At 41.6% G+C, this 26274-nt stretch carries 20 protein-coding genes and 2 tRNA genes; 5 read left to right on the top strand and 17 right to left on the bottom strand.

All coding sequences use genetic code 11. The annotated features are described in order from the left end of the window. Positions 1-32: 32 nt before the first annotated feature. The 16 genes from pyrD to ACSLBF_RS07460 form a co-directional block, all read right to left on the bottom strand. Positions 33-1043, bottom strand: coding sequence for a quinone-dependent dihydroorotate dehydrogenase (gene pyrD, locus ACSLBF_RS07535; protein WP_440055989.1), 1011 nt, complete (start codon positions 1041-1043; stop codon positions 33-35). A 140-nt stretch (positions 1044-1183) separates the two neighbouring features. After that, positions 1184-6022: an NAD-glutamate dehydrogenase gene (locus ACSLBF_RS07530; protein WP_440055988.1), complete on the bottom strand. Its 4839-nt coding sequence runs from the start codon at positions 6020-6022 to the stop codon at positions 1184-1186. A gap of 211 nt (positions 6023-6233) precedes the next feature. Next, complete coding sequence (locus ACSLBF_RS07525) at positions 6234-8555, bottom strand: efflux RND transporter permease subunit (RefSeq protein ID WP_440055987.1); 2322 nt, start codon at positions 8553-8555, stop codon at positions 6234-6236. Next, entirely contained in the window at positions 8555-9553 is a 999-nt protein-coding gene (locus ACSLBF_RS07520; RefSeq protein ID WP_440056205.1) for a WD40/YVTN/BNR-like repeat-containing protein, read from the bottom strand. The genes ACSLBF_RS07525 and ACSLBF_RS07520 overlap by 1 nt, the downstream gene beginning before the upstream one ends. An 83-nt stretch (positions 9554-9636) precedes the next feature. Beyond that, the gene (locus tag ACSLBF_RS07515) at positions 9637-11004 is read right to left on the bottom strand and encodes a DUF1329 domain-containing protein (protein WP_440055986.1); all 1368 of its coding nucleotides are present in this window, start codon (positions 11002-11004) and stop codon (positions 9637-9639) included. 11 nt (positions 11005-11015) lie between these two features. Continuing rightward, complete coding sequence (locus ACSLBF_RS07510) at positions 11016-13133, bottom strand: DUF1302 domain-containing protein (RefSeq protein ID WP_440055985.1); 2118 nt, start codon at positions 13131-13133, stop codon at positions 11016-11018. Between the two features lie 237 nt (positions 13134-13370). After that, positions 13371-13592 (bottom strand): DUF2835 domain-containing protein, encoded by a 222-nt coding sequence (locus ACSLBF_RS07505; protein WP_440055984.1) that lies wholly within the window; start codon positions 13590-13592, stop codon positions 13371-13373. Between the two features lie 2 nt (positions 13593-13594). Continuing rightward, positions 13595-16183: an aminopeptidase N gene (pepN, locus tag ACSLBF_RS07500; RefSeq protein WP_440055983.1), complete on the bottom strand. Its 2589-nt coding sequence runs from the start codon at positions 16181-16183 to the stop codon at positions 13595-13597. 303 nt (positions 16184-16486) lie between these two features. Then, on the bottom strand, positions 16487-17938 hold the full coding sequence (nhaC, locus tag ACSLBF_RS07495; RefSeq protein ID WP_440055982.1) for a Na+/H+ antiporter NhaC: 1452 nt from the start codon (positions 17936-17938) through the stop codon (positions 16487-16489). A gap of 359 nt (positions 17939-18297) precedes the next feature. Next, positions 18298-20328: a carboxy terminal-processing peptidase gene (gene prc, locus ACSLBF_RS07490; RefSeq protein ID WP_440055981.1), complete on the bottom strand. Its 2031-nt coding sequence runs from the start codon at positions 20326-20328 to the stop codon at positions 18298-18300. Positions 20329-20338: 10 nt separating this feature from the next. Next, positions 20339-20992, bottom strand: a complete 654-nt coding sequence (proQ, locus tag ACSLBF_RS07485; RefSeq protein ID WP_440055980.1) for an RNA chaperone ProQ — start codon at positions 20990-20992, stop codon at positions 20339-20341. 15 nt (positions 20993-21007) lie between these two features. Continuing rightward, a complete protein-coding gene (locus ACSLBF_RS07480) occupies positions 21008-21286 on the bottom strand; it encodes a hypothetical protein (RefSeq protein WP_440055979.1) in 279 nt (92 codons plus the stop codon). Continuing rightward, positions 21286-21744, bottom strand: a complete 459-nt coding sequence (locus ACSLBF_RS07475; RefSeq protein ID WP_440055978.1) for a GAF domain-containing protein — start codon at positions 21742-21744, stop codon at positions 21286-21288. The genes ACSLBF_RS07480 and ACSLBF_RS07475 overlap by 1 nt, the downstream gene beginning before the upstream one ends. A 118-nt stretch (positions 21745-21862) precedes the next feature. Beyond that, on the bottom strand, positions 21863-22243 hold the full coding sequence (locus ACSLBF_RS07470; RefSeq protein WP_440055977.1) for a hypothetical protein: 381 nt from the start codon (positions 22241-22243) through the stop codon (positions 21863-21865). Between the two features lie 192 nt (positions 22244-22435). After that, positions 22436-22526, bottom strand: a tRNA-Ser gene (locus tag ACSLBF_RS07465). Between the two features lie 42 nt (positions 22527-22568). Next, positions 22569-22659: transfer RNA gene (locus tag ACSLBF_RS07460), tRNA-Ser, on the bottom strand. 285 nt (positions 22660-22944) lie between these two features. On the opposite strand from ACSLBF_RS07460, the gene ACSLBF_RS07455 reads away from it, so the two are divergent. From ACSLBF_RS07455 to ACSLBF_RS07435, 5 genes are read left to right on the top strand one after another with little or no spacing between them, the layout of a single operon-like run. Further along, the gene (locus tag ACSLBF_RS07455; RefSeq protein WP_440055976.1) at positions 22945-23610 is read left to right on the top strand and encodes a Bax inhibitor-1/YccA family protein; all 666 of its coding nucleotides are present in this window, start codon (positions 22945-22947) and stop codon (positions 23608-23610) included. Between the two features lie 55 nt (positions 23611-23665). Next, the gene (tusD, locus tag ACSLBF_RS07450; protein WP_440055975.1) at positions 23666-24022 is read left to right on the top strand and encodes a sulfurtransferase complex subunit TusD; all 357 of its coding nucleotides are present in this window, start codon (positions 23666-23668) and stop codon (positions 24020-24022) included. Further along, the gene (locus ACSLBF_RS07445; RefSeq protein WP_440055974.1) at positions 24022-24378 is read left to right on the top strand and encodes a DsrE family protein; all 357 of its coding nucleotides are present in this window, start codon (positions 24022-24024) and stop codon (positions 24376-24378) included. The genes tusD and ACSLBF_RS07445 overlap by 1 nt, the downstream gene beginning before the upstream one ends. Continuing rightward, positions 24375-24638 (top strand): DsrH/TusB family sulfur metabolism protein, encoded by a 264-nt coding sequence (locus ACSLBF_RS07440; protein WP_440055973.1) that lies wholly within the window; start codon positions 24375-24377, stop codon positions 24636-24638. Before ACSLBF_RS07445 ends, ACSLBF_RS07440 begins: the two co-directional genes overlap by 4 nt. A gap of 7 nt (positions 24639-24645) precedes the next feature. Next, the gene (locus ACSLBF_RS07435) at positions 24646-24975 is read left to right on the top strand and encodes a TusE/DsrC/DsvC family sulfur relay protein (protein WP_440055972.1); all 330 of its coding nucleotides are present in this window, start codon (positions 24646-24648) and stop codon (positions 24973-24975) included. Positions 24976-25036: 61 nt separating this feature from the next. Here ACSLBF_RS07435 and ACSLBF_RS07430 read toward each other — a convergent pair whose 3' ends face one another. Continuing rightward, complete coding sequence (locus tag ACSLBF_RS07430; RefSeq protein WP_440055971.1) at positions 25037-26263, bottom strand: amidohydrolase family protein; 1227 nt, start codon at positions 26261-26263, stop codon at positions 25037-25039. Positions 26264-26274 lie beyond the last annotated feature (11 nt).

Here is a 26274-nt window from a genome sequence, read left to right as displayed (position 1 = left end):
TGTTTTCGATCTTTTAGTTATATTACGGATCATTATAAAGAAGAAATGATCTTTTTGATCAATCCTGGGCCTTCATAAATAAAACCGGTATAAATTTGAATTAAATCTGCACCCGCTTGTAACTTTTCTTGAGCCGCTTCAGCGCTATCAATACCACCGACACCAATAATAGGTAATTTCCCTTCGGTAATACGTTTTAATTCACTGACTACATGGGTAGACTTTTCTCTCACTGGGCGACCTGACAATCCACCCGCTTCTTGCCCATGTTCCATTCCTTCAACGACATCACGTGCCAGCGTTGTATTCGTCGCAATCACGCCATCGATACGATTATTTGTAAGAGATTCAGCAATTTGGGTCAACTGCACAGCATCAACATCCGGTGCTATTTTCACAAGCATTGGCACAGACTTGTTGTGTTTCGCTACCAAGTCCATTTGTTCATTTTTCAAGCTTTGTAGTAAGTCATCCAATGCTTCACCATATTGCAAATCTCTAAGGCCTGGCGTATTTGGTGAAGAAATATTTACAGTAATGTACGATGCGTGTTCAAATACTTTACGCATGCAATAAATGTAATCGTCTTTGCCTTGCTCATTTGGCGTGTCTTTATTTTTGCCAATATTGATCCCAAGGATCCCTTTATATTTTGCCTCACGCACATTACTGATCAAATAATCCACGCCTTTATTGTTAAAGCCCATTCTATTTATAATGGCGTGGGCGTCCGGTAATCTGAAAATTCTTGGTTTATCATTACCAACCTGAGGCCTTGGCGTGACTGTACCAACTTCTATAAAACCAAAACCCATTTGTGCAAATGCATCAATACACTCGGCATTTTTGTCTAAACCAGCCGCTAGGCCCACAGGGTTTTTGACCTCTAAACCTAAAAAGTTGACAGGTTTTTCCGGTACTGATTGCGACCATGCCAGACTCATAGGGGTGTTTGCGAAACGACGTAAATTGCCAAGTGCAAAGTCATGTGCCCATTCAGCATCTTTACTGAACATAAATCGGCGCGCAAGATCGTAAAACATGGAAGCTCCTCAGTATTGGTAACAAAATCTGGTTGGTTAAAAGTTCGATGGACAAGCTTTTAAGCAATCACACTTTTATGAAATTCTCTCAGATAAAAAAATACCCCAGTAAAAACCGGGGTATTTTAACGATTTACAAATTATTTGGAAGTATCGCAGTTGTGGCTCAACAACATAAGCTCGCGCAGTGCTACTGAGAACTTAGCAAAATCATGAGTTTGCGATGTCTTAAACTCAGAAAGCATTTGCTGCCAACGATGCAATAAGCCCGCTTGCTTGTCCATCCATTGCTCAATTTGGCTATTTACGTCGCTATCATCGCCTTCGAAGCTATTTAGAACAACTTCAGACAATGAACGCTGTTGCCAATCTAACTCTTCTCGGTAAGATGCTCGAGCTAAAGCTTGCCAGTGGTTAGCCACAGGTTGCGCCGTAATTTGGTCAAGGAACCAGTGAAGACCCATATTTGACCCAAGTTTGAAGTAAGTGTTTGAAACCACCTCAATCTTACGACCTGAGTTCTTCGCAACTTCGGCTAGATCCATCACTGAGAACAAGCTAGAAAGTGACACGATCCTTAGTGCGATATCCGCTGGAACACCATCTTTTTCAAGAACACGTGCTTTATCAACAATCGCTTCGCTCTCATCCGATACCATATAATTATGAAGATTCGCGCTTAAATCTTTGAATGTTGGAGCAAAGAATGCGATGGTTTGCTCAATTGTCATGGACTTATCGCGGTGACGTAAGAACCAGCGCGTTGCTCTACGTACAGTTCGACGTAGTTGATACAACATTTCTGTTTGTACCGCTGATGGGATCTTGTTATCAAGCGCTGCAATTGCCGACCACGTTTCTTTCATTTCAAAAATGGCGCTAGCAATTGAGTAACAAATCGCAATCTCTGCGTCTGACGCACCTGTCTCTTCATGCATACGGATCATGAAGTTCAGACCCATATCATTAACGATATTATTCGCAAGTTTTGTTGCGATAATTTCTTTACGTAATGGGTGGTTATCCATTGCTTTATTAAATCGTTCGCGCAAAGGTACCGGGAACGAATGTACTAGCAACTGACGGTAATAAGGGTTTTCTGAAATCTCATCGACAACCAGAGTTTCTTTTAACACCATTTTTGAATACGAAACGAGTACCGAAAGCTCTGGACGAGTAAGATCTTTACCCGCAGCTGCGCGTTCAGCTAGCTCTTCATCTGTTGGCAAGAACTCGATGGTTCTGTCTAGCTTGCCTTCTTTTTCTAACGCATGGATAAAGCGAATTTTCTCTTTAAGCGTGTCTGGACCTTTAGACTTAGTAACAGACAAAGTATGCGTTTGACGGTAACAGTCTTTAAGCACTAACTCTGAAACTTCATCCGTCATTGAATAAAGCAGCTCGTTACGCTGTTTGAAGGTTAGGTCGCCTTCAGCAACTAAGCCATTAAGTAGAATCTTAATATTTACTTCGTTATCTGAACACGCAACACCACCCACATTATCAATAAAGTCAGTGTTGATACGACCGCCTTGTGAAGCAAACTCGATACGACCCAATTGCGTTGCACCTAAGTTACCACCTTCACCGAAGATTTTTGCACCTAACTCACCACCGTTAATACGCAGTGCATCGTTTGCACGATCCCCTACTTCTGCATCGGTTTCTGACTTAGACTTGATATAAGTACCAATACCACCGTTCCATAATAGGTCAACCGGCATTTTCAGAATCGCTTTAATAAGCTCATTTGGCGTCATGCTGGATTTTTTGGTGCCTAGCATCTTTTTCATTTCAGCAGTCAAGGTAATCGCTTTCGCCGCGCGAGAGAAAATACCGCCACCTTCTGAAATCAGGTCTTTGTTGTAATCTTCCCAAGATGAACGAGGCAAGTTAAACAAACGTTCACGCTCAACCCAAGAGCTTGCTGCATCAGGGTTTGGATCAATGAAGATATGCATATGGTTGAACGCAGCTTGTAAACGAATATGCTTTGACAACAGCATACCGTTACCAAATACGTCACCGCCCATATCACCAATACCTACAGCGGTAAAATCTGTGCTCTGACAGTCAATGTCCATTTCTCGGAAATGACGCTTAACCGACTCCCAGCCACCTTTTGCTGTGATACCCATCTTCTTGTGGTCATAACCAATCGAACCACCAGATGCGAACGCATCACCCAACCAGAAATTGTATTCTTGCGCGATACCATTTGCGATATCAGAGAAAGTAGCGGTTCCTTTGTCTGCCGCTACAACTAGATATGGGTCATCTTCATCATGACGCACCACATCGATTGGCGGCACAATCTCACCGTGTACAATATTATCTGTGATATCAAGCAAGCCACGAATGAAGATCTTGTAGCATTCTTGGCCTTCTTTAAAGAAACCTTCACGATCAGCAGGCAATTGCTTACAAACGAAACCACCTTTAGAACCTACTGGTACGATTACTGTGTTTTTAACTTGCTGTGCTTTTACTAAGCCGAGTACTTCGGTTCTGAAATCTTCACGACGGTCAGACCAACGCAGACCACCACGCGCAACCTTACCACCACGCAGGTGTACACCTTCAACGCGAGGCGAGTAAACAAAAATTTCAAACGCAGGCAACGGCAGTGGCATATCAGGCACCGCACTTGGTTGCATCTTAAATGATGTATAAGACTTGTTGCTTCCATCCTCTTCTTTTTGATAGAAGTTGGTACGTAGAGTCGCTTTAATCATATCGACGTATAAGCGAATGATTCTGTCATCATCCAAGTTTGCAACATTTTCAAGCTCTTGGTGAATCGCTTCAACAAGCTTAGTAATCGTCTTTTCTGCAGTCGATTTCTTCGGCGAGAACTTTTTGGTGAATAAATCAACAATCATTGCCGCAATGTGCGGATAACGGTCAAACGTGTTCTCAATGTAAGATTGCGAGAAAGTAACACCGATCTGACGCATGTATTTTGCATACGCACGTAAGATTGATGCTTCTCTACCAGTTAGACCACCTAGTAAAACCAATCGGTTGAAGCCGTCGTTTTCAAGACGGTTATTCCATACGTTGGTTAATGCCGCACGGAAACGCGCAGACACTTTGTCAAAGTCTGAGATCTCCTTGCTGCCGATAAGCATCGAGAAATCCATAATCCAGTTAACCTGACCATCTGTGGTTTTAACCGCATAAGGCGTTTCACCTATGACGCGCAGGCCAAAGTTTTCTAGCATTGGCATAACGTCTGAAAGATGGATCGGTTCGTCTTTGTGGAATAGACTCAATCGAACGAGCTGAGAGCCGGCCTCTTCTTGAGGGCGGTAAAAAAGCATTTCAAGTTTATTATCGTCTGACAATGTTTCAAGTTTTTCAATGTCGACAACTGCCGCACTCGGTAAAACTTGGTCTTTGTAGGCACTTGGGAATGCGTTAGCATATTTACGGTTTAATTCGTTACCACGAGATTCACCGTTTTTTTCAAGCAATGCTGTTTGAAGCTTGTCTTCCCATGTACGGGCTGCTTCAACGAGGTTATTTTCGATGTCTTTCACGTTATAGTCTATGTTGTTGTCATCAACGCGCACAATGTAGTGCGTACGCGCAAGCGTTGATTCAGAGAAAAAGGTAGTGAACTCGACTTTCTCGCTGGAATTAAATGCACGAGCCAGCAATGTTTGAGTTTCACGGCGAAGTGCTGTGTTGTAACGCTCTCTCGGTACATAGACCATACAAGAGAAGAACCTTCCGTAGACATCTTTACGAACAAACAAACGACACATATCGCGTTCTTGTGTTTGTAGAACGCCCATAGCCACTTCTAACAACTCACTCTCTCGAGCTTGAACTAATTCATCACGAGGGTAAGTTTCAAGAATGTTCAGCACCGCTTTGTAAGCATGCGTTCCTCGAGCAAAATCGCTTTGTTCCATGATGCGATTAATTTTGCTTTTTAGAACCGGAACATCTGCCGCGCTGTTGTTATAAAAACTAGAAGAGAATAAGCCGATAAAGCGATCTTCACCAATCACGTTACCCTTATCATCAAATCGTTTAATACCTACATAATCAATGTATGCTGGACGATGGACGCGCGATAACGAATTGGTTTTAGTTAGAATTAGTAAGTTATCGCTACGCGCTTCTTTTCTGGCGACTTCTGGAAGCTCAGACAACAATCTACCGTGTTCGTCATCGGAGTTTTTCATCAAACCTAAGCTTGAACCTTTAACTGGCTTCACTTGGTAATCACCCTGCACTGGTGACAGCTCATATTGGCGGTAACCCATGAAAGTGAAATTGTCGCTAACCAGCCAGTCTAGAAATTCGACCGCTTCTGCTACTTCTTCTTTTGTGCAGTCATAGTGACGTTTTGGTAGCTCTTTACTAACGCTGATTAGTTTGTCACGAATTGGTAGCCAATCCTCGACTGCTAAGGAGACATCTTTAAGCACCGACTCTAGCTCAGCGGTGAATGCAGCGATTTCTTTTTGATCTGTTTGTCTGTCGATTTCAATAAAGAACACTGTCTTAGTCGAACAAGACTCTTGTTCAGCCTTTAGATTTGAAATGGCTGCAATATTACCTTTATCGTTACGCTGAATTTTCAGAGGTGAATGTAGTAATAAGTGAGAGACTATATTCTGGCGATTCATCGCCATTCTTACTGAGTCAACAAGGAAAGGCATATCTTTGGCAATGATTTCTACAATCGTATGTGATGATTGCCAACCGTCTTTTGCAACTTCTGGATTGAAAACACGAATAACAGCTTCGTCAGACTTGTTTTTGTCCAGTGCGTTCCAAAGACTTAATGCGGCACCGTAAAGGTCACTGTCAGTGCGATTTGCCAAGTCCTCTTTAGACATATTGCTGTACAAGGTTTTGGCAAACGTTTCGACAAGTGACACTTTGTCGGCATGAACTTTTTTATGGATTAGCTTGCAGACGTTATCAAGGATAACCGAAGCAGCGCCTTCATTTTGTGTCATTATGTGTTCCTTAATCTATACCACCTTTGAACGGTAGATTATTTGTACAGCCATTTATTAGCGTGGAGTCAGGTAAATTCTAACCTTTCTCACGCTAATAAACAGCCTTTTTGACGAAAACATTTCAAGCTTTTCAGCTGTTTGCTGTTCTATTCACAAAAAATAGATATAAATCGCCAATACCAAATAAAAAGGAGCACAATTATTCACATTATTTTTTCTGGTCAGACCAGATCAGCGTTCCGATTGCTGGTAAAAGCAACACAGCGCCCAGCATATTAACCAAAAACATAAAGGTCAGAAGTATCCCCATATCCACTTGGAATTTTAATGCAGAGAAAATCCAAGTGCTCACTCCAACCGCCAAAGTAATACCAGTAAACAATACCGCACTGCCGCGCTCAGCTAATGCATTCCGATATGCAACGCTTAATGGTGTACCTTGTTTAAGCTGACCCATCATGGATGACAAAATATATATCCCGTAATCCACACCAATGCCAACACCCAAGGCAATAACAGGTAATGTTGACACCGTTAGGCCAATCTCTAATTCAACCATAAGGGCTTGCGCCAAAGTTGATACAACATATAGCGGAACAATAACAGCAACGGTTGCTCTGACACTTCTGAAACTAATTAAACAAAGTAGAATGACAGCTCCATAAACATAGATCATCATCGGCACTTGCGCCTCAGAAACCGATTCATTTGTTGCAGCCATTACACCAATCGGACCAGATGCCAACTTAAACGCAACTTGAGCTGTGCCCTCTTCCTGAGCAAACTGCTTAATTTTGGAAACCACTAAATCAATTGATTCAGCCTTATGATCTTCCATGAATATCGTAATAGGCATTACCGAACAATCACCGTTTAGCAGACCAGTACTTGTTTCAACACGTGATGTCGCTTGTACCAGCGACGCACTGTTGCGCGGCAGCGTTTGCCATTTTAAATTACCTTCGTTATAGCCTGCATTTACGGCTTGCGCGACTGAACTCAGCGAAATAGCAGATTGCACACCAGGCAGGTTCTCAATGCGCCACTGGAAGCGACTGATTCGCTCCATTACATCGTGATCTGTACAGGCGGCTGGAAACGCTTCAACAATCACTTTAAGGATATCTGATGAAATGGCGTATCTGTCAGCTATCAAGAAGGTATCTTGGTTATATCGAGCGTCTTCATGCAACGCTGGGGCACCTGCGTGTAAGTCGCCGATCTTCATTTGCTGAGAATGCCAAAAACCCAGGCCAAAAAGCACCGCCGAGACCAGCAATATAATTCTCGCCACCTTTTTATCTGTCGTCTTAACAAGCCCTTCTCTTAGTTGTTCAAACACAGTATGAGAGGCAGTTTTACCATCGCCTAAACGCTTCATTTTTGTTGCTTCAAAGAATGACGCAAGTACCGGCAGCAATACCAAGTTCGTGAAGATAATCACCGCAACCCCTAAACTCGCCGTGATAGCCAGTTCGCGAATAATGCCGATATCGATAGCCAGTAGCGTCAAAAAGCCCACAGTGTCCGACAACAATGCGATACCGCCAGGAATAAGTAATGCTTTGAAGCTTGCTTCAGCCGCTACTTTGCTACATGCACCTGAGGAAACCTTTTTACCGATTGCATTGATCATCTGTACGCCATGGCTCACCCCTATCGCGAATACAAGAAAGGGTACCAAAATAGACATCGGATCTAGACCAAAACCCAGGGTGCTCAACAGTCCCATTTGCCAAATTACTGCGATAATTGAACAGGCAATTGGCAATAGCGTTAATTTAAAGCTCTTACAGAACATCCAGACCATCAAGAAAGTAAATGCAATAGCTAAAGCAAAAAACAACACCACTTCTTTAGCACCATCAGCAATATCACCTGCCATTTTCGCAAAGCCAATAATATGAATGCTAACATTGTCAGTGCTGAGTTGTTCACGAACTTGCGTTTCTAACTTATTAGCAAACGCCAGCGTGTCTAGCTTCTCTTGGGTTTGTGGATCAATCTCCATTAATTGTGCGGTGACCATGGCACAGGAGTAGTCGCTCGCCACCATACGACCGACAATTTTGGCCTTTTCAATATTTTGTTTAACGACTTCTAAACCACGTTCATCTGGTTGAAAGTTAGCTGGTATTATCGGCCCACCGGCAAATCCATCTTCAACTACTTCAACAAATCGAGCACTGGGTGCAAAAATGGAGTTCACCAATGGACGATTAACACCGGGAATAAAGTACAGTTGATCATGGACGGCTTTTAGTTGGGTAAAAAACTCCTCATTAAAAATGTCGCCGTTTCTGTCACAAACAGAGATAAGAATGCTATTCGCACCACCAAATTGTTTTTCATGTTTTAAGTACACCTTCATGTACTCATGATTGAGTGGAATATTTTTGTTAAACGAAGCATCAAGTTGAATTTGTGTCGCTTTAAAACCTAAAAATAATGTGGCTAATGCGAATATGACCGTTACCGATACTCGATGCCTAAAAACGATATAAACGAGTTGATTTAAGAATGCTTGCATTACTTGGTTACCTCGATTTCTTCAATACCTTTCTCAGTGGCAAGAATGAGGCGATTGTTCTTTAATACACCTGCCATAATGGCATGGCCATTTTTTAACTGCTGGACGCCAATTTTATTATTTTGAACCTTAAAAATCACACCGCTATTAGCCAATAAATAACTGATGTCATCATTGCTGACAATGCTATTTATGGTCACTGATTTTTTGGTTTCTAGTGGAATGAATGCGTCTAATTGTTCAATAAAAGCATTTCCTCTTAATCCCGCAATCAATGTTTGTCCTTTGTTATGTTGCGCTATTGCAAAGAATGAACCGGCGTAAAATTTCTCTAGTTTGCGCCAAGTTTTTCCACCGTCAGTACTTTCAGCTACTAACCCCATTTCGCCAACTAGCCATATTTTTTGCTCGGTTATGAGGAGACGGTTAAAATGCGGCAAAATAAACGCGGTCTCTATCTCGTAGCCTTTGGGATCATCATTTTTAAGATCTTCCAAATAGCTGACGTCGTCGGGATGCAAAAACTCATTAATAAAACGCTTTTGCCATGTATTACCGCCGTCTTCGGTTTCGTAGAACATCCCATAGGCACCAATTGCGTAGCCTTTTTGGGAGTCAACAAATTCGATATCGAGACATGGACGCTCCAATTCTGGTAAGTATTGCTGCAAAGTCCAGTTCTTACCGCCGTCTTCTGTCTTTATAATGGTTGCGTCGTGACCACAAGCCCAGCCCAGTGATTCCGTTTTAAAAGTGACCGCTGTCAGCAATGACTGCACCGGAACGCTGGCTTGTGTCCAATTTGATTCTGAATACGGCTTGTGGATGATAGTTCCGTGTTTACCGACGGCCACCAGACCATCGCCTTTATCGACAATGTCGGTGAATAGTGTTTGTTGTGGCTCTTTAACCATCAAAGCCGAGTTTGATGTCGTTTGAGCATGTAAAGGCATGCATATCGAAATACTGAGAATCGAGGCTGCTGCTAACTTCTTAATCATGAGAAAACACTCGAAAATTGAGAGAGGTGTGGGAAAAAGGCAAAGGTGCGAAGCACCTTTGCCTGAATATACATTGAGAATTAACGACGTCCCTCACGACGCAGTGCACCTTGAGTGAACTCATTGTCGTTAAACGACTGGCTAAAGTCATACATGTCTTCTTCATTATCTAAACCAATCGCCAAATAACGACGAGAGTTCAGATCATAATAAACATCTAACGTACTCCAGTGAGTCGGTACTTCATAATAGTTGATGCCATGTGCCATCGCTACGCGATACATTTGGTCGCGATTATCATAAAGATCTGCCACATGGATCTGCCAGCTATCTTCGTCGATATAGAACACGCGCTTTTTATAGATGTGGCGAGTGCCTTCTTTAAGATTTGCTTCTACTACCCAAACGCGATGTTTTTCATAACGCACGTGCTCAGGGTTAATATGTCCTGGCTTAAGAATATCGTCATACTTCAGCGAATCGCTGTGAAGCTTGTAACTATTGTACGGAATGTACATTTCTTTTTTACCAACTAGCTTCCAATCATAACGATTGGGTGAGCCGTTAAACATGTCAAAGTCATCAGTTGTACGAAGGCTATCAGATGCTGTTCCCGGTGCATCGTATGCTACGTTAGGTGCACGTCTAACACGACGCTGACCGGTGTTATAAGTCCATGCTTGACGAGGCGTTAGAATTTGGTCCATCGTTTCATGTACCAGTAACGCCGTCCCAGCCAAACGTGCGGGTTCTGTTACAGCCTGTTTGAACTTAAACAAAATGTTAGACTTTTGAAGCTCTTCAGGTGTTGTTGACGGGTCAGAATATTTTACCAACAGCTGTTCGTCAAAACCGATCATATTATAATCGCCTGACTCAGTTGGCATCGCCTGGCCACCATTACGAGAAATAGACAAACCTCTAAAACGAAGTAAATGGTTCCAAATAGCTTCTAGACCATTTTTAGGAATTGGGAATGGAATACCAATAGCAGTGTTTTTAATTCCGTTGCCACCCTCGATTAGCTCTGCTGTAAGCGCATACTTTTTAGTCGCATCATAAACAAAGTCTGGATAAGCAGCACTGCGACGAGTTGGGTAAATGTGCATTTTAAATGTATCTGGGTACGTTTCAAAAAGCGCTATCTGCCCTGGACTCAACAAATCTTTGTGTTGGTCTAAGTTTGACTTATCGATGGTCAATAACACTTTGTCATCAGCATAAGGATCTGGGTGATGCATGCCAACTTCATAGCCCGCTGGAGGGGTTGTAATTCCCCCCGTCCACTCTGGGATACTACCATCTTTATTAGCCGCCTTTTCTGCGCCAATCGGAGTAAGGTCTTTTCCTAATCTTGATACTTCGTCTGCACTCATCTTAGCTAATGCACTTGAAGCTGACAGCATTGTAATTATTGTTGCTGCTACTAATGTAGGTTTTCTAAACATACCGAAAGCCCTTAAATTGAATACTTAATGTTGAAAGAAACGAAATCGCGATCCGAGAAGGTATTTGTCGCGCCACCACCCCAAAATGCATTGTAGCCAAAATCAAATGACCACGTGTTGAGATAGTTGAAATTCAGATTGATACCGACAGACTTACGATCTTCAACGAACAAGAACATAGGATCTGGCGTGATCCCATTAACGTCATGAGAAAACACAATTCTGGGTGAGAAGTTAACACCACTAAATACGTTGTTATACTCACCCTTCGCAATTAAACGATATCCCCAAGCTGAAGCTGTCGGGAATGGATTAGTCTCAGGACCATTAGAAACAGCTCTATGAATAAGGTCATAATCACGACCCGAGATGCCTTCAATAACACCACTTCGGCCCGTACCCGCAACATTCAATCTCAGCTCATCGTATTCAGGCATATCTTTGATTGTCACTGCACCAACTTCTCCAACAACCGCCCAACTATCGGCGCCTAATGAAGGACCGAATAAATGCGTTGCTGTAAATTGTGCCTGAATGGTATCTCGCAGAATATAACCCTGTGCAACTTCGCCAGGGTCAACATAGGCAACGGTGTCCCCTTCACTTAATTGTGAAAAGCCCGCAAAATCTGTGCGACGCCCTGCTAGTGCAAGTTGTTCAACCATACCGGCGTAAAGAAGCTCTACATCGTCAATTTGTAGTGGTTCATCTTGTCTAAATGAAAATTCACCAGAGAAAGCGGTTTCACCAATTGCTGTATTAAAGCTTAAACCATAGAGTTTAATGTCTTCTGGGTAAGCGATTTGACCTTGCGTGAATGCAGCTAAATTAGTGATGTTATCTTCAGTAATTGGGTTGCTCTGAATATAAGCCAGATCTGCTGCGATAGACTGCGCTGTAAAGTTCGAAGCTTTACCAGAAATTAGTGGACGACGGCTGTGGTAATTAATGTAATAAAGACCAAACTCGGTATCGTTTAGCTCAGGAGCAAAGATCCCTAGACGGATACCATACTGACCACCATCATCAGGCTCTGTTTTGCCTTTATTGCCCTTGCCTTTAAGCGCGACTTTAGTTGGGTATTGCAAATACATTGAAGCCAGAAGCTGCCTTGCACTTTCGCTACCCAATACAGTTGGATCTGTTGGGTCTAACCCCTGAGAGGCAAGTGTCGTTCCCCAATCTGTATACAAGCTATTTAACGCGTCAGTCAAATGGTAAAGATCAATATCAGGATTCGATGTGAAACCTAATTGGATATTTTGCATGTAACCATTTTCAGAAGCGAAGTCATTAGTAGAAAAATAACTACCAGATGCTGGTAAACGCGTTTCATGCCAATCATACTGGTAAAATGCTTCAATATTCACATTATCTGTGATGCCAAGTGAAGCCCAAAGCATACCAACTGGAATGAAGGCTTCTTTGACCTCTGAACCCGGTGCTTTTAAGCGGTCAATATCTACAGGGTTAACATTGATGCCGTGTGAAATTAGCGTACTTTCGCCCCAGTTGATCACCTGTTGACCAAGTCGGATAGATAAAGGGTTTCGACCCTCATTCAAATCAAAGTCAGCCCAGATAAACGCGTCAAGTAATCTAAAGTCAGAACAAACTTGTTCTTTGGTTTGATCATCCTCGCAAGGATCAGCCTTTTGGCCTGACACAGGATTTCGATATGCAAAATCACCATCTTCCATCGCAAAGTCATGGAAGTACATGAAACGAGTGAAAAGACCAAAATTCTCTTTCGAGATACCAAGGTCATGGGTGCCTTTTAAAAGTTGTGAGAAAGTATCACCAGCGTCAAAATTCAAGTTGCCGGCGTCACCATTATTTGAGTATGCACCGAGCTGAGACCAGATTTCTGATGAACTATATACAGTATTACCAGTCGATGCTTTATAGCCAGACCAGTCATACATTGGGTGGTTACTTTTACCTATTATATTAAAATCACGGTCTTCAATACGAATACTCTGACCGTATGAAAAAGTTGAATCAAAAGTGACTTCAAAATCCCCAACCTCGAAACTTGCTGCACTTACTGATTGAGCAGTGAGTCCCATCATTGCTGCACTAAGACCGAGCATAATTTTGTTTTTCACAAAGAGCGATCTTTTTATCATTATTTCTCCCCCTTTTGGCGGGTCTTGTCTAATCAAGTTATTGTTTTTTGTTGTCTAAACGATAGAAGCGAAACGCTAAAATTACAAATACAGTGAGCTGAAATCAATGTGTTGTCGCTTCTAGGGCCGTATATTACTCATGGTAAGACGTCCAACCAGATAATTTATAACACGTAATTTAAGCTTATAACAAACCCATTTAACAAAAATAAAATATCTTTTGTCGATAATGCTGGGTTAAATGACTTTTTCTAACGATATAAAACGGTTATCTGCATCGAGAATGAGCCGGAAACGACCTCTGATACCGATTGCGGTAATAAAGCGCCGAATATGCGATGCAGGAAAGCGTATAGACTTTCCTGCATCTTCTACTACTTGGATATGCTTAATACTGCCATCATAATATCCCAAGCATTGCTCATGGGTGAGCTCCATGTAAAAAAAGTATTCTTTCATATTTACCGTAGAGCTTTTTCTACCTTTTCAAATAGGTCATCACTTAAATTAGGTAGTGCAAATAACTTCTGCAACTGAGCTGTCATCAATTTCTGGCGATTTTGGCTGTATCTTTTCCATGACATAAATGGTGTGATTAGCCTAGAAGCGAGCTGCGGATTTGTGCCATTTAATTCGATAAGCAAGCTGCCAAGTAGCTCATAGCCTGCCCCGTCTTCACGATGAAACTGTTGTGGATTAAGACGAGTAAAAGAACCCACTAGCGATCTCACACGGTTAGGATTGTTTTTATCAAAAGCTGAATGAGTATATAGCTGATGAACTTTGTTAATGACCAAATCACTATTCAATGACCCCCATAGTGCAAACCATTTGTCCATCACTAGAGGATCGTGTTGCCATTGCGACTCAAAATTTGCCATTAACTCATCTAATGCTGAATGTTGATTAGCTACCGCCGCTTTTAAAGCTCCCAATTTAGTGGTCATATTATCGCTAGCTGCAGCCTGACGTAGTGCGTTTGTCATTTTTTCAGGCGCAGTCATTACTAAATAGTAGATAGCGCGACTCTTAAACGCCCTAATCGCGACGTCCTCTGGTTCTAAGGAAAGCGCTTCAGGAAGGGTTGTATAGGCTGCGTAAAGCTCCTCTTTTAAGCTCTCAGCAATCTGCTGTTCGTACACTTGCACTGTGTTTACGATACGGTCGACATCAACACAATCGAATTGACTGGCTAGTGTCTCAAAGCTCGGTAGTGTTATCAGCTCTGCAAGCAGTGCCAGATCGCCTTTGAGCTCTTTCAACAGTAACCTAAACGACTCAATAACCGCAGGTGCTAAGACTGGTTGAAGTTCCTTTTGCAATACTGCTTTCTTCACTTCTGACATAAATACTTGCTGCATTGCTTCCCATCGGGCGTAGTCACTACGAGCATACTTTAATATATGTAAAAGCGAATTGATGCTGTAGTCATATTCCAACTTGATTGGGGCCGAAAAGTCTTCAAACAAAACCGGAACTGGTTCAGATGTAATATTGGTAAACGTGACACTTTGTTTACTCTCTGTGATATCCAAAACTCTCTCAACTACACCGTCGGCAGTTTGCAAAGGAAGGCTGTTACCTGCCTCATCCAGAAGCTCTAATTTTAACGGAATATGAAGCGGCTTCGAAATAGGATCGTTACTAGCATGGTGTTGCGTTGTTTCAATGGTAAATGTTTGATTTTGTTTGTCGAAATAAGTCAATACTGTCACTTTCGGTGTACCAAACTGTTCATACCACAGCTTAAATTGGCTTAAATCAATACCTGAAGCATCTGCCATCGCGGAGACAAAGTCATCGCAGGTTACAGCTTGACCATCATGACGTTCGAAATAAAGTGCCATGCCTTTTTGGAAATTGGCTTCACCTAAAATGGTGTGCATCATACGTATAACTTCTGCACCTTTGTTGTATACCGTGACTGTATAGAAGTTATTCATTTCTATTACTTGCTGCGGTCGAATCGGGTGCGCCATTGGACCTTCGTCTTCTGCAAACTGATGTGTTCTCATCATCATTACAGCATCAATACGATTGAGGCCTCTAGAACCAAGATCACTGCTGAACTCCTGATCTCTGAATACAGTTAAGCCTTCTTTTAGGCTTAATTGAAACCAATCTCTACAGGTTACTCGGTTTCCAGTCCAGTTATGAAAGTACTCATGTCCGACAATTGATTCTATATTATGGAAGTCTCGATCCGTTGCAGTGTCTTGACTAGCTAAAACACATGAACTGTTGAAGATATTTAACCCTTTGTTCTCCATTGCTCCCATATTAAAGAAATCAACAGCGACTATCATGTAGATGTCTAGGTCATATTCAAGGTTAAACCGCTCTTCATCCCACTGCATGGCTTTTTTTAACGACTCCATAGCATGGGGGGCTTTATAAAGGTTACCTTTGTCAACAAACAACTCTAAATCAACCTGCTTACCTGATTGAGTCTCATATTTGTCTCTCAGGACATCAAAATCCCCTGCCACTAAGGCAAACAAGTAGCTCGGTTTTTTATGGGGATCATGCCAAATAGCAAAGTGTCTTCCATCATCAAGTTGGCCTTCATCCACTTTGTTACCATTGGATAAAAGATACTTATATTGTTGGTCAGCGATAATTTTTACGCGATAACTGGTTAGGACATCAGGTCTATCCATAAAATAGGTGATCTTCCTGAAGCCCTCTGCTTCACATTGAGTACAATATGCGCCGTCAGATAAATACAACCCCTCCAGTGAGGTGTTTGTTTGTGGCGATATCCGAGTGACGACCTGCAAAGTGAATTGTTCAGGCAATGCTTTAAGCACTAACTGATCACCTTTAATGTGATAGTCAGTCCAGTTTTGATCATTAACTGTTATTGCAACTAACTCGAGATCGACCCCATCTAGATACAATGTATCCGTGGTTCGATTGGCTACCACCCTACTTTTTGCTGTTACCAGCGTATTGTTAGGACTTAGCTCAAAGGTTAGATCTAAAGTTTCAATACTATGCGTAGGAGATTGATAGTCTTTGAGCAATTTGGCTTTTGGTTTTGTTGACATTTTTGTTCCCTCACACCAATAAAGCGAAGCTTAGTGGCGCTATGCTTAATACCAATTATATTATTTCTCTAACCAATTTGAAGGATAGAATACTCTATTAGCTTCGTTAAAAGTTTCTGATTTAGAACAACTAAATAGCGAAACTTTCCCGTCCGACTAAAGCTATTTAACGCTTCAAAACAGTCCATTTATTTAACCCAATTGGTATAGTTCAACCTTTTTCGGTTTAGCAGCGTAGCCCTGTTAAATAAAAAACGCCCTGCTGATCATAGCAAGGCGTGTAACTTGCCGATGCTTTGGCTTTTAAGATTCAATATTCTTGGGTTTTATACGTAAAATCTTCACACCCAAGTAACCATAAATCACTGCAAGCACAGGATTAATAAGATTAAAGAACGCATATATAGCGTAATCAAATGGATTGATTAATAACACGCTTTGCATGTACGCGCCACAGGTATTCCAGGGGATTAATGGACTGGTTATTGTTCCACCATCCTCGAGTGTTCGTGACAGGTTTACACTCTTTAATCCACGTTTTGCATATTCGTCTTTAAACATTCGACCCGGAACTACAATGGCAATATATTGGTCTGCTGCGACAATATTAGTTCCGATACATGTAGCAATCGTAGAGGCAATTAAAGACCCTGTACTTTTTGCAACTTTTAAAATGCTTCTGACGAATACATCTAGAAGGCCTGTTTTCTCCATAATGGCGCCAAACATTAAGGCTGTCATCACTAGCCAAGTCGTGGTTAACATAGAAGCCATACCGCCACCACTTAGCAAATCGTCCATTTTGCTATCACCAGTTTGAATCGAAAAGCCTTCAAAAAAAGTCGCCCAAACCAGTTTAGTCCAACCGACAACTTCACCTTGGCTGGCATCTATTTGATTGCTAATCAAATCACCTTGAAACAACACAGCCCAAACCGCACCCACAACTGCACCTATCGATATAGCTGGAAAGGCAGGCATTTTCTTAATGGCAAGTACGAGCAGCACAACTAACGGGACCAGCATAACAAGATTTATATTAAAGTGAGTGTTGAGAATTGAGAGTATGTCTTCAATACGCTGTGCTTCACTACTAACTTCCGCATTAAAGCCCATAAAAATAAAAATGATAAGCGCGATAACAAAGCTTGGCACCGTAGTCCAAAGCATGTGTTGAATGTGCTCAAAAAGATCACTACCCGCAACGGCTGGCGCTAAGTTTGTGGTTTCTGACAAAGGACTTAGCTTATCTCCAAAATAGGCACCCGAGATAACTGCACCGGCGGTAACCACCTGATCAAGACCGAGTCCAGTAGCAACTCCTAATAACGCTACACCAATCGTTGCAGCTGTAGTCCAGGAACTACCGATACTCATTGCGACAATGCCACAAATCAAACAGCTTGCCGCATAAAACCAGCTTGGACTGATGATTTGCAGTCCGTAATAGATAAGTGTTGGAACTGTGCCTGATAATAACCAAGTACCAATCAAGGAACCGACCATAAGAAGAATAATAATGGCCCCCAAAGAAATAGTAATGCCTTTAATCATCGCTTCTTCAAGGGTTTTCCAAGTATAACCGTTTTTAAGACCAATCAATGCCGCTGCAAAAGTTGCAAATAACAACGCGATTTGATTAGGTCCTGAAGAAGAGCTATCTCCATAAAGGTATACTGCAGCACCCAAAAGGGAGATTAGAAAAAGGATAGGTATAAGCGCGTCAATAAATGACGGTTGTTTTTGTTGTTTCAAAACGGAACGCTCCTAGACACGACAAGTCATGTTTATAATTATTCTGCTACTGTATACCGTTTTGAGAAGTTCTTTTTACCTGCTTACCCCCTTGTGCGGTATTCGCCTATTTTGGGGCACGCATATCAAATCAGAACTGTTCAAAAGAGTATGTCTACGAGTAACTGGTGTCTTTAGAAAACAAGATCTTAAATCTATTAACTGTAATCTTAACAGACAAGTATCGCTGATTTTCTACTGTGCAAAGCATTGTACATGAGATGTTTTTGTCAAGGCTAGTATAGATAGCAATTTATTGAACAATAAGTTACCCAAAATAAGCTATGAAGTAAGAAATGAAAAAGGCGCTAGAGCGCCTTTTATGATTCGTTTTTAGCGAGTCTCCCGTAGGAGATTAAGTCTTGCGTAATCAAAGCAGCTTCCTCAAGATAAGGATCAAGCTCCGCAAGTACATCAGGCGCATCATCTAATGATTTGATGGGCTCAAGACCAAGTCTTGCCAACCGCTCATTGGCTCGTTTTAATGCTTTCGCTTCACGCTGTTCACGCTCTTTGATTCTTTCAGCTTCGACTAAAGAAATAGACTTGTCATCTTTGTGTTCTTTGTACTCAGCAATATCTTGATAAACATAAGAGAACTCTGGTTCTGATTTAACACGTTTATCATGTTTACTCGCCAAATACTGAACCACAGGAGACAGGTTATCTAAGCTGCTGTATTTCGCTCTTATGATGCTATCCCAAGGCAATGCATTATCTTCTTGGCTTTCACCCCACTCACTTGGCTCAATTGGTGAAGGTAGCAAGATGTCAGGGATCACGCCTTTGTGCTGTGTGCTACCACCATCGATACGATAAAACTTTGCGATGGTGTATGTTACGCTGCCTAACGCATTATCGAAAAGGTCATAATTTTTACCTAAACCACGATGCTGTTGAACAGTTCCTTTTCCAAAAGTTTGTTCACCGATAACCACTGCTCGACCATAGTCTTGCATTGCAGCGGCAAATATTTCTGACGCTGATGCACTGTAACGATCTACTAAAACCGTTAAAGGCCCATCGTAAAACGTCACGCCATCTCTGTCCTTTTGGCTCTCAACACGGTTATAGGCAGTATGGATTTGTACAATTGGTCCTTGGTCAATAAACAATCCAGACAGTTGGGTTGCTTCGTATAAAGATCCACCACCATTTTGGCGCAAATCAATGATTACCCCATCGACTTTAGCCTCTTTCAGTTTGGCAAGCTCAGTCTTGACGTCTGTAGATAAATTATTATAAAAGCTCGGGATTTCGATCACACCAATTTTGCTTTGCAAATCTGAGTATTTCGCCTCGAACACTTCCGACTTAGCAGCTCGGTCTTCTAAACGAATTTTGTCTCGGACAATTTCCACAACTTTAGGAGTACCTAATGTATCGCTGCCCTTTAGATATTGTAGTCTTACCGTTGTGCCTTTTGGGCCTTTGATTAAGTCAACGACATCATCCAGTCGCCAACCTATTACATCAACAAATTCGTCCTTACCTTGTGCGACACCAATGATTTTATCTTCCGGTTTTAGCTGCTCTGTTTTGTCCGCTGGACCACCTGGTACAAGGCTTCTGATGACAGTGTAGTCCTCATCGTAACTCAGCACTGCGCCAATACCTTCTAACTCAAGATCCATATCCATCTTGAACTGTTCAGCGCGACGGGGAGATAAATAAGATGTGTGTGCTTCTATACTACGAGCAAACGCGTTCATAATGACCTGAAAAGCATCTTCGCTGTTACTTTGCACCAATCGTTTTTGTGCATTTTTGTAACGCTTGGTCAGAACATCTTTGATATCTGTCCATTCTTTACCGGTCAGCTTTAACCTTAACGCGTCTGATTTAACTCTTTGACGCCAGTATTCATCAAGCTCAGCCTGAGAAGTCGCACGCTTCGCATCTTCACGATCAAAAATAAATTCATCAGGCGTTGCAAAGTCCATCGGTTTTTCAAGCAGATTTATTGAAAAATCATAGCGCTCAAAACGGCGCTTCATACTGAGATTAAAAAGCTCGTAAGCGAAATCTAACTTGCCGTTCATCAAAGCATCATCAAATTGTTTCTGATATTTGGAAAACTTTTCGATGTCTGACTGCAATAAAACAGACTTATTGAAGTCAATTGATTCGATAAAACGGTCAAAGATTTGCTCCGACAGAGCATCATCAAAACTGAAGCGCTTATAGTGTTGTCGAGTAAATAAGTTCGTCACTCGTTTACTTGCAGTCGTGTGTTGAATTTCAGGTTTCAACTCGGGTAAATCTTTAATACTTACCGTATCAACAGAGGCGAATGAGACGCCCGATACGAAAACTGCAACTAGGGAAATGAGTGGCAACTCTTTACTCATATACAACTCCTTATTGGATGAAAAGGCTATCAGCTTTGGTCTTAACTTGCATGCCAGTGACAAGCTCAACATGAACTTCGTCTTTGTTCACTTCCGTGATCGTTGCGTTAACCAAGGCTTGGCCAAGTTTTACCTTCACTTTATTATTAACCTTGACCTGCTCTGCAGGCAATGGTTCAACTTTTCCTGAACGTTTCGGCTTCTCTTCTTGAGGCTTACTGTTCATTTTAGGACGTTTCTGGTCTTGGCGATCTTTCGAATACGGTTTCTTTTTGTAAGATTTTGTTTCGCCGTCACCTCTAGGTGCACCACGCTGAGGCTTTTTACGTTTAGCCATTTTCGCACGGCTTTCAACTAACGCTTTTTCCGCATGTTCGACGTGCTCTTGTTCAACTTTTTCAGCTTGATTACCATCTAAGTCAACACGAAACTCGTTTTTAGTAACGGCTTCAAGATAACGCCAATTAGAAGTATATTTACGCAACGCTTGTCTTACCTGCGTTTTGCTAACCACATCAGAGCCTTCGATTCGCTCTGCTATGTCTTTAAATATACCTACTTTAAGAGGCTTGATACCATCCTTTTGCTTGAAGCAGTTAGGAAATTCTGTGTACAAGAAGTTTAGTACTTCATTTGTGTCTTTTAGCTTGTTTGTGGTTTCCATTTTTGAACCTATTTATTACATCTGCTCATCTAACGATGATTCGACATAGTGTGTAACCCAGTCTGTTAACTCTTCTAAATCCGCTTCTAAAAGAGCGTAATCGCCACGAAGATGTTCCCAAATACCTAGAATAATTTTGTCTATACTGTCGCAATCGAGATCTTCTGGTAGCAAGTCCCAAGCATGATGAACTAACTCGTTCAATCGCTCAGCAACTAGCTCTTCTTCACCTTCCCAATCACCAACATCAGCATATGAGTAGAGATAATCTTGAACTTGAAGCATATCTTTCATTACAACGTTTCCTCAAACGCTTTCACAAGAGATTCTAAGCCAGCTTTATCTTGTTCATCAAATCTTGCCAGACTAGGACTATCGATGTCTAGCACAGCAAACACTTTCTGGTCCTTAAATACTGGGATCACAATCTCTGAGTTAGATGCTGCGTCGCAAGCTATGTGTCCTGCGAAAGCATGAACGTCTTCGACTAGCTGCGTCTGTTGAGACTCAGCTGCAGTGCCGCAAACACCTTTCCCCATTGGAATTCTGATACAAGCAGGATTACCTTGAAAAGGTCCAAGAACAAGTTCGTGTGGAGAGTCTACAAAATAAAACCCAGCCCAGTTAATATCTTCTAGTGAAGTAAATAACAAAGCACTAATGTTAGCCATATTTGCGATAACATTTCGCTCTCCAGCAATCAGGCTTTGAGCTTGTTTAACTAGCGAGGAATAAAAATCTTGCTTTTGCATTACTGTATTGATTCACGATTAAAACTACAAAAGCTAAAGGTACTCCTTCAGCGATTTAATTAAAACCTTTTCTGCACAAAAAGTCTTATTTATCTGTAAATTCTCGTGAATACGAACGTTATTTAGACAACTTTTCAGCACCGATACGCAAGCCAAACAAGAATAGTCCAGCAGCTATCGCCGACATAATGACATTAACAATGAATCCACCACCAGAACTCGCGGCAAAAAGAAAGCTAAATAGTGCTCCGCCTAGTAGCCCTAATGTCAGCACACCTGAATAATGTATACATTGAAAACGTTGCATTGTAATGTAACCAGGTAACACTATGAGGGCCATTGTTAAGCCCACAATATGTGCATTTGCAATGGCACTAAGCAACATACTGAACAATGCCGAAGACTGGCCACTAATAATACTGAAGTAAATCCCTAGCCCCAAACCAACGATTAGTGGTGATAATAAAGAAAACCCAACACCCGATATTATTTTTTTCATACCGCACCTCTCATATTGACACTATCTAGATCGTAAGTATCGCGATGTTCAAAATAATGCAACGAATACTACAAACGAGTATTGCCGTTGCTAAATAAACTGGGTAGCAGACTTTGGTCTAAGTGAGAGCTTTTTTGCTAACTTGATAGTCAAATAAAAAAGGCCCACTTGATATCAAGTGGGCCTTCAATATGGCGGAGAGATAGGGATTTGAACCCTAGATACGCTATTAACGTATGCCGGTTTTCAAGACCGGTGCTTTCAACCACTCAGCCATCTCTCCAAAGGTGTTAGCTTGACGCTTTAGCATCATGCAGCAATTTAGTGGCGGAGAGATAGGGATTTGAACCCTAGATACGCTATTAACGTATGCCGGTTTTCAAGACCGGTGCTTTCAACCACTCAGCCATCTCTCCGCAGCGGGGCGAATATTAGAGAATCTATTTCTTATTGTGAAGCTTTTTTTTCAATTTATTGTTTGATTGCGCACTTTTTGGTTCCTTTGTTCAGAAATACAACATTCAGTTCGCAAAATGCGGTTGAACTTTGCGCTGCACTTTTTATCAAACTCTTAGAATCTCTAAATTAACAGGGGTTTATTTAGGAAAGTTGATCCGGAATAGTTTGCCCCAACATATAACTATTGGTAACCTCTAGGTAGTTAATCTTAAAACATTATGTTTTGTTAAGGAGCTTGAATCATGGCATTCAATCATTCGTACAGTACTGCCAAGCCGGTAATGTCAACAATGGAAACTAACAAGGTATTGAAAAATACTTACTTCCTATTGGCAATGACACTTGCTTTTAGTGCAATTACCGCTGCAATTTCGATGAGTTTGACACTTCCACCTTTTACTGGGATCGTTTGTTCGCTAATCGCATTTGGACTACTTTTCGTCATTGGTAAAAAGGCGAATTCCTCTTCTGCGATTGGTCTTGTATTCTTATTTACTGGACTTCTGGGTTTCGGTTTAGGTCCAATGCTCAATTACTACGCGGCGCTACCTAATGGTGGTTTACTTATCACCCAGGCGCTTGGTTCAACGGCGTTGATCTTCTTTGGTTTATCAGCTTATGCGCTAACCACTAAAAAAGACTTCTCTTTTATGGGAGGCTTTTTAACCGTTGGTCTTATCGTTGTTATCATTTCTAGCTTGGTTAACTTGTTTATCGGTAGCAGCATCGCGTTTATGGCAATTAATGCCGCAGTGGTGTTGTTAATGTCAGGATTTATCCTATACGACACCAGCCGCATTATTAACGGTGGCGAAACAAATTACGTGCTTGCAACTGTGAGTTTGTATTTAAGCATCTATAACCTGTTCACTAGCATTCTAGCGTTATTAGGCGCATCTGATGACTAAACTCTAGAATCTGATAAAATAAGCCCCTCTTTGGGGCTTTTTTTATGGGTGAAACTTGGCACGATTAGTCATTTCTGTTCATTTTGGTGTTGCTGAGCATTCAAAGCTTTCTCTGCTATATCGCTATGTTAACGCTGCGTTTGAACGTGGACACGAGATTGCGTGTATATTTGTTTATCAAGAAGCGGTTTATCACTCTAGCAACAACATTTCACAGCCTAGCGATGAGATAAACTTGACTCAAATTTGGCAAAGCTTTGCTGATAAGCAAATTCCTCTGTTAATGTGTGTTACGGCAGCTGAAAAGCGTGGGATTGATTTAAACAATATTAATCCAGAGTTTAGCGTCGCTGGCCTTGCTGAATTTGCAATGCAAGCGAGTAAAGCAGATAAGTGGGTACAGTTTAAGTAATGAAAAACGTATTAGTGATCAGTACGGCAAGCCCATTTCAATCTTCTGAGATTCGAGACGCGCTGGACCTTACGTTAATTTTTGCGGCAGTTGATCAAAACATCAGCTGGTTATTTCTGGAAAGTTCGGTTCTTGCGCTAAAGTCAAACTTAAATGCGCCGGCACTATCTATTAAAAATTATTTCAAACAGTTAAAAACGCTAGAAATTTATGATGTTGAGCAGATATACACAACAACTGACGCTTTAAGTGCGAACAACCTCCGTGTGGATGATTTAGATATTGAAACTGTTGTGCTCAATGACAACGAGGTTTCAGATTTAATTGCCAAACAAGATTTAGTGGTAAGGCTATGACAGTACTGCATATTGTAAACAGTAAAGAAGCTGTTTCACGCATTAAACATGTAAGCAATGATGATACTATCCTACTTTGCGATGACGGGTGTTTCTTTCAATTGTTACTCACTGAGAAGTATCCTCAACAGATATCCATCGTAATGTTAGAAACATGCGCTATGGCCCGTGGTGTTACAGCACTTCCTGGCATCACTCTGCTATCTGATCAACATTGGGTTGACCTCACTATTTCGAGCAAAAATTCTATTACATGGTAAACGCACGATGCTGAAACTTAACGAACTAGAAATCGAAACCGATAAACAAGGTTACTTATTGGACCATACCCAGTGGAGTGAAGAACTTGCACCCATTATTGCGGAGCAAGAAAATGTAACGCTCACGCCTGCACATTGGGAAGTAATAAATTTCGTCCGTAATTTTTATCTCGAGTACAACACAAGCCCAGCGATTCGAATGTTGGTAAAAGCCATGGCTAAAGCGTTAGGCGAAGATAAGGGAAATAGCATATATCTTTATAAACTTTTTCCAAAAGGCCCGGCAAAACAAGCAACAAAAATCGCTGGTTTGCCTAAACCCGCAAAATGTATCTGAGCAGCTTCTAGTTGCACATAAAAAAAGGCTCCATGACGGAGCCTTTATTTCAAGTAAATTTTTATTTGGTATAAGCTCTTGGCAGTTCTGAGCTGGTTGTATATCGTTCTCTTAACTTGTCATGTCTAGATTCAGTTGAAACTTCCTCACCATTAATCCACATTTTTTCTACGTGAGTACTGTATTCAAATGGATCGGCTGACCACAACACTAAATCAGCGCGTTTTCCCGCCTCAATGACACCCGAATTTAACCCAAATGCTTGAGCTGGTGCCGATGTCACTGCTTTAATTGCACCTTCAAAGCTCATGCCATTGGCAACGGCAACACCAGCATCGTAACGTAAGTTATTAACCATGTGACTATCGGAAATAGTCAATATCACCGTTACACCCGCTTTTTCAAGCTTACCTGCTGTCTCTAAACTCGCGTGCAAAGAATCAAAGTTACTCGGTAAGTTTGAAACCGCATTCAAGATTACTGAAACTTTTGCCTTAGCAAGCTCCTCAGCGACAAGCACTGCATCTTCAGCGCCCTTGATGAGTAGGTTTAAACCAAACTGTTCCTTTAACTTGATAGCTTGTAAAATATCAGAGGCACGTGAACTAGATACAACCACTGGCATATCACCAGCGAGTACTTTTGTTAATACTAGCTCTTCAGCACTGGGTTCAGCTTTGTCGTCTTTCTTGTCCGCTTTTTTCGTTTTAGCTAAGTGAGCTTCAAACTTATCTTTTACTTTTTTCAAAGACATCGCTCTTGAACCCTTGCTGTTACCACCTAAATGAATAACAAGTGCAGTTTGCTCATCTGTAACACTATCAAATTTACCTGATAAATCAGCCACAAAGCCAAGCCCAGCAAATTCACTTTTACCACCCCATGGCGTGACAACAGTCTGAGTGATACCGCCCTTTCTTGCATAAGGGATTAATGAACTGCGAGGATTAAATGCCGAACTTACCGCAAAGTCGAGCCCAGCATCATCGTCACCAGCATCTCGAGAATTTGCCACGGCACTTACTTCAACCAGTCCAAGCGCGGTGCCCGTTCCTATAAAACCTGGGGTAAGAACACGTCCTTCTGCATCAATTGTAATATCAGCTTCGAACGATGGTGGGTTAACTGCCTTAATATTACCATTTTCAATGACGACTGTGGCATTTTGCAATGTCCCCTGCTCTGAGGCTGTGTGAACCGTTGCATTAGTGATTACTGTGACATCAGCAAATGCTAACGAATGTGCCAGTATTGCCCCTGTGATCATAGTTAGTTTAATCGTTTTCATCACATACCTTC

The sequence above is a fragment of the Pseudoalteromonas sp. T1lg65 genome (assembly GCF_051930985.1).
Classification (GTDB): Bacteria; Pseudomonadota; Gammaproteobacteria; order Enterobacterales; family Alteromonadaceae; genus Pseudoalteromonas.
The sequence above is the reverse complement of the archived record's forward strand: the minus strand, read 5'-3'. Positions and strand labels throughout refer to the sequence as shown.

Bases quoted from the DNA above. Each gene is read 5' to 3' on its own strand.
- pyrD (WP_440055989.1), bottom strand. From the start codon at position 1,043: ATGTTTTACGATCTTGCGCGCCGATTTATGTTCAGTAAAGATGCTGAA.
- ACSLBF_RS07530 (WP_440055988.1), bottom strand. From the start codon at position 6,022: ATGACACAAAATGAAGGCGCTGCTTCGGTTATCCTTGATAACGTCTGC.
- ACSLBF_RS07525 (WP_440055987.1), bottom strand. From the start codon at position 8,555: ATGCAAGCATTCTTAAATCAACTCGTTTATATCGTTTTTAGGCATCGA.
- ACSLBF_RS07515 (WP_440055986.1), bottom strand. From the start codon at position 11,004: ATGTTTAGAAAACCTACATTAGTAGCAGCAACAATAATTACAATGCTG.
- ACSLBF_RS07510 (WP_440055985.1), bottom strand. From the start codon at position 13,133: ATGATAAAAAGATCGCTCTTTGTGAAAAACAAAATTATGCTCGGTCTT.
- ACSLBF_RS07505 (WP_440055984.1), bottom strand. From the start codon at position 13,592: ATGAAAGAATACTTTTTTTACATGGAGCTCACCCATGAGCAATGCTTG.
- pepN (WP_440055983.1), bottom strand. From the start codon at position 16,183: ATGTCAACAAAACCAAAAGCCAAATTGCTCAAAGACTATCAATCTCCT.
- prc (WP_440055981.1), bottom strand. From the start codon at position 20,328: ATGAGTAAAGAGTTGCCACTCATTTCCCTAGTTGCAGTTTTCGTATCG.
- proQ (WP_440055980.1), bottom strand. From the start codon at position 20,992: ATGGAAACCACAAACAAGCTAAAAGACACAAATGAAGTACTAAACTTC.
- ACSLBF_RS07480 (WP_440055979.1), bottom strand. From the start codon at position 21,286: ATGAAAGATATGCTTCAAGTTCAAGATTATCTCTACTCATATGCTGAT.
- ACSLBF_RS07475 (WP_440055978.1), bottom strand. From the start codon at position 21,744: ATGCAAAAGCAAGATTTTTATTCCTCGCTAGTTAAACAAGCTCAAAGC.
- ACSLBF_RS07470 (WP_440055977.1), bottom strand. From the start codon at position 22,243: ATGAAAAAAATAATATCGGGTGTTGGGTTTTCTTTATTATCACCACTA.
- ACSLBF_RS07455 (WP_440055976.1), top strand. From the start codon at position 22,945: ATGGCATTCAATCATTCGTACAGTACTGCCAAGCCGGTAATGTCAACA.
- ACSLBF_RS07445 (WP_440055974.1), top strand. From the start codon at position 24,022: ATGAAAAACGTATTAGTGATCAGTACGGCAAGCCCATTTCAATCTTCT.
- ACSLBF_RS07440 (WP_440055973.1), top strand. From the start codon at position 24,375: ATGACAGTACTGCATATTGTAAACAGTAAAGAAGCTGTTTCACGCATT.
- ACSLBF_RS07435 (WP_440055972.1), top strand. From the start codon at position 24,646: ATGCTGAAACTTAACGAACTAGAAATCGAAACCGATAAACAAGGTTAC.
- ACSLBF_RS07430 (WP_440055971.1), bottom strand. From the start codon at position 26,263: ATGAAAACGATTAAACTAACTATGATCACAGGGGCAATACTGGCACAT.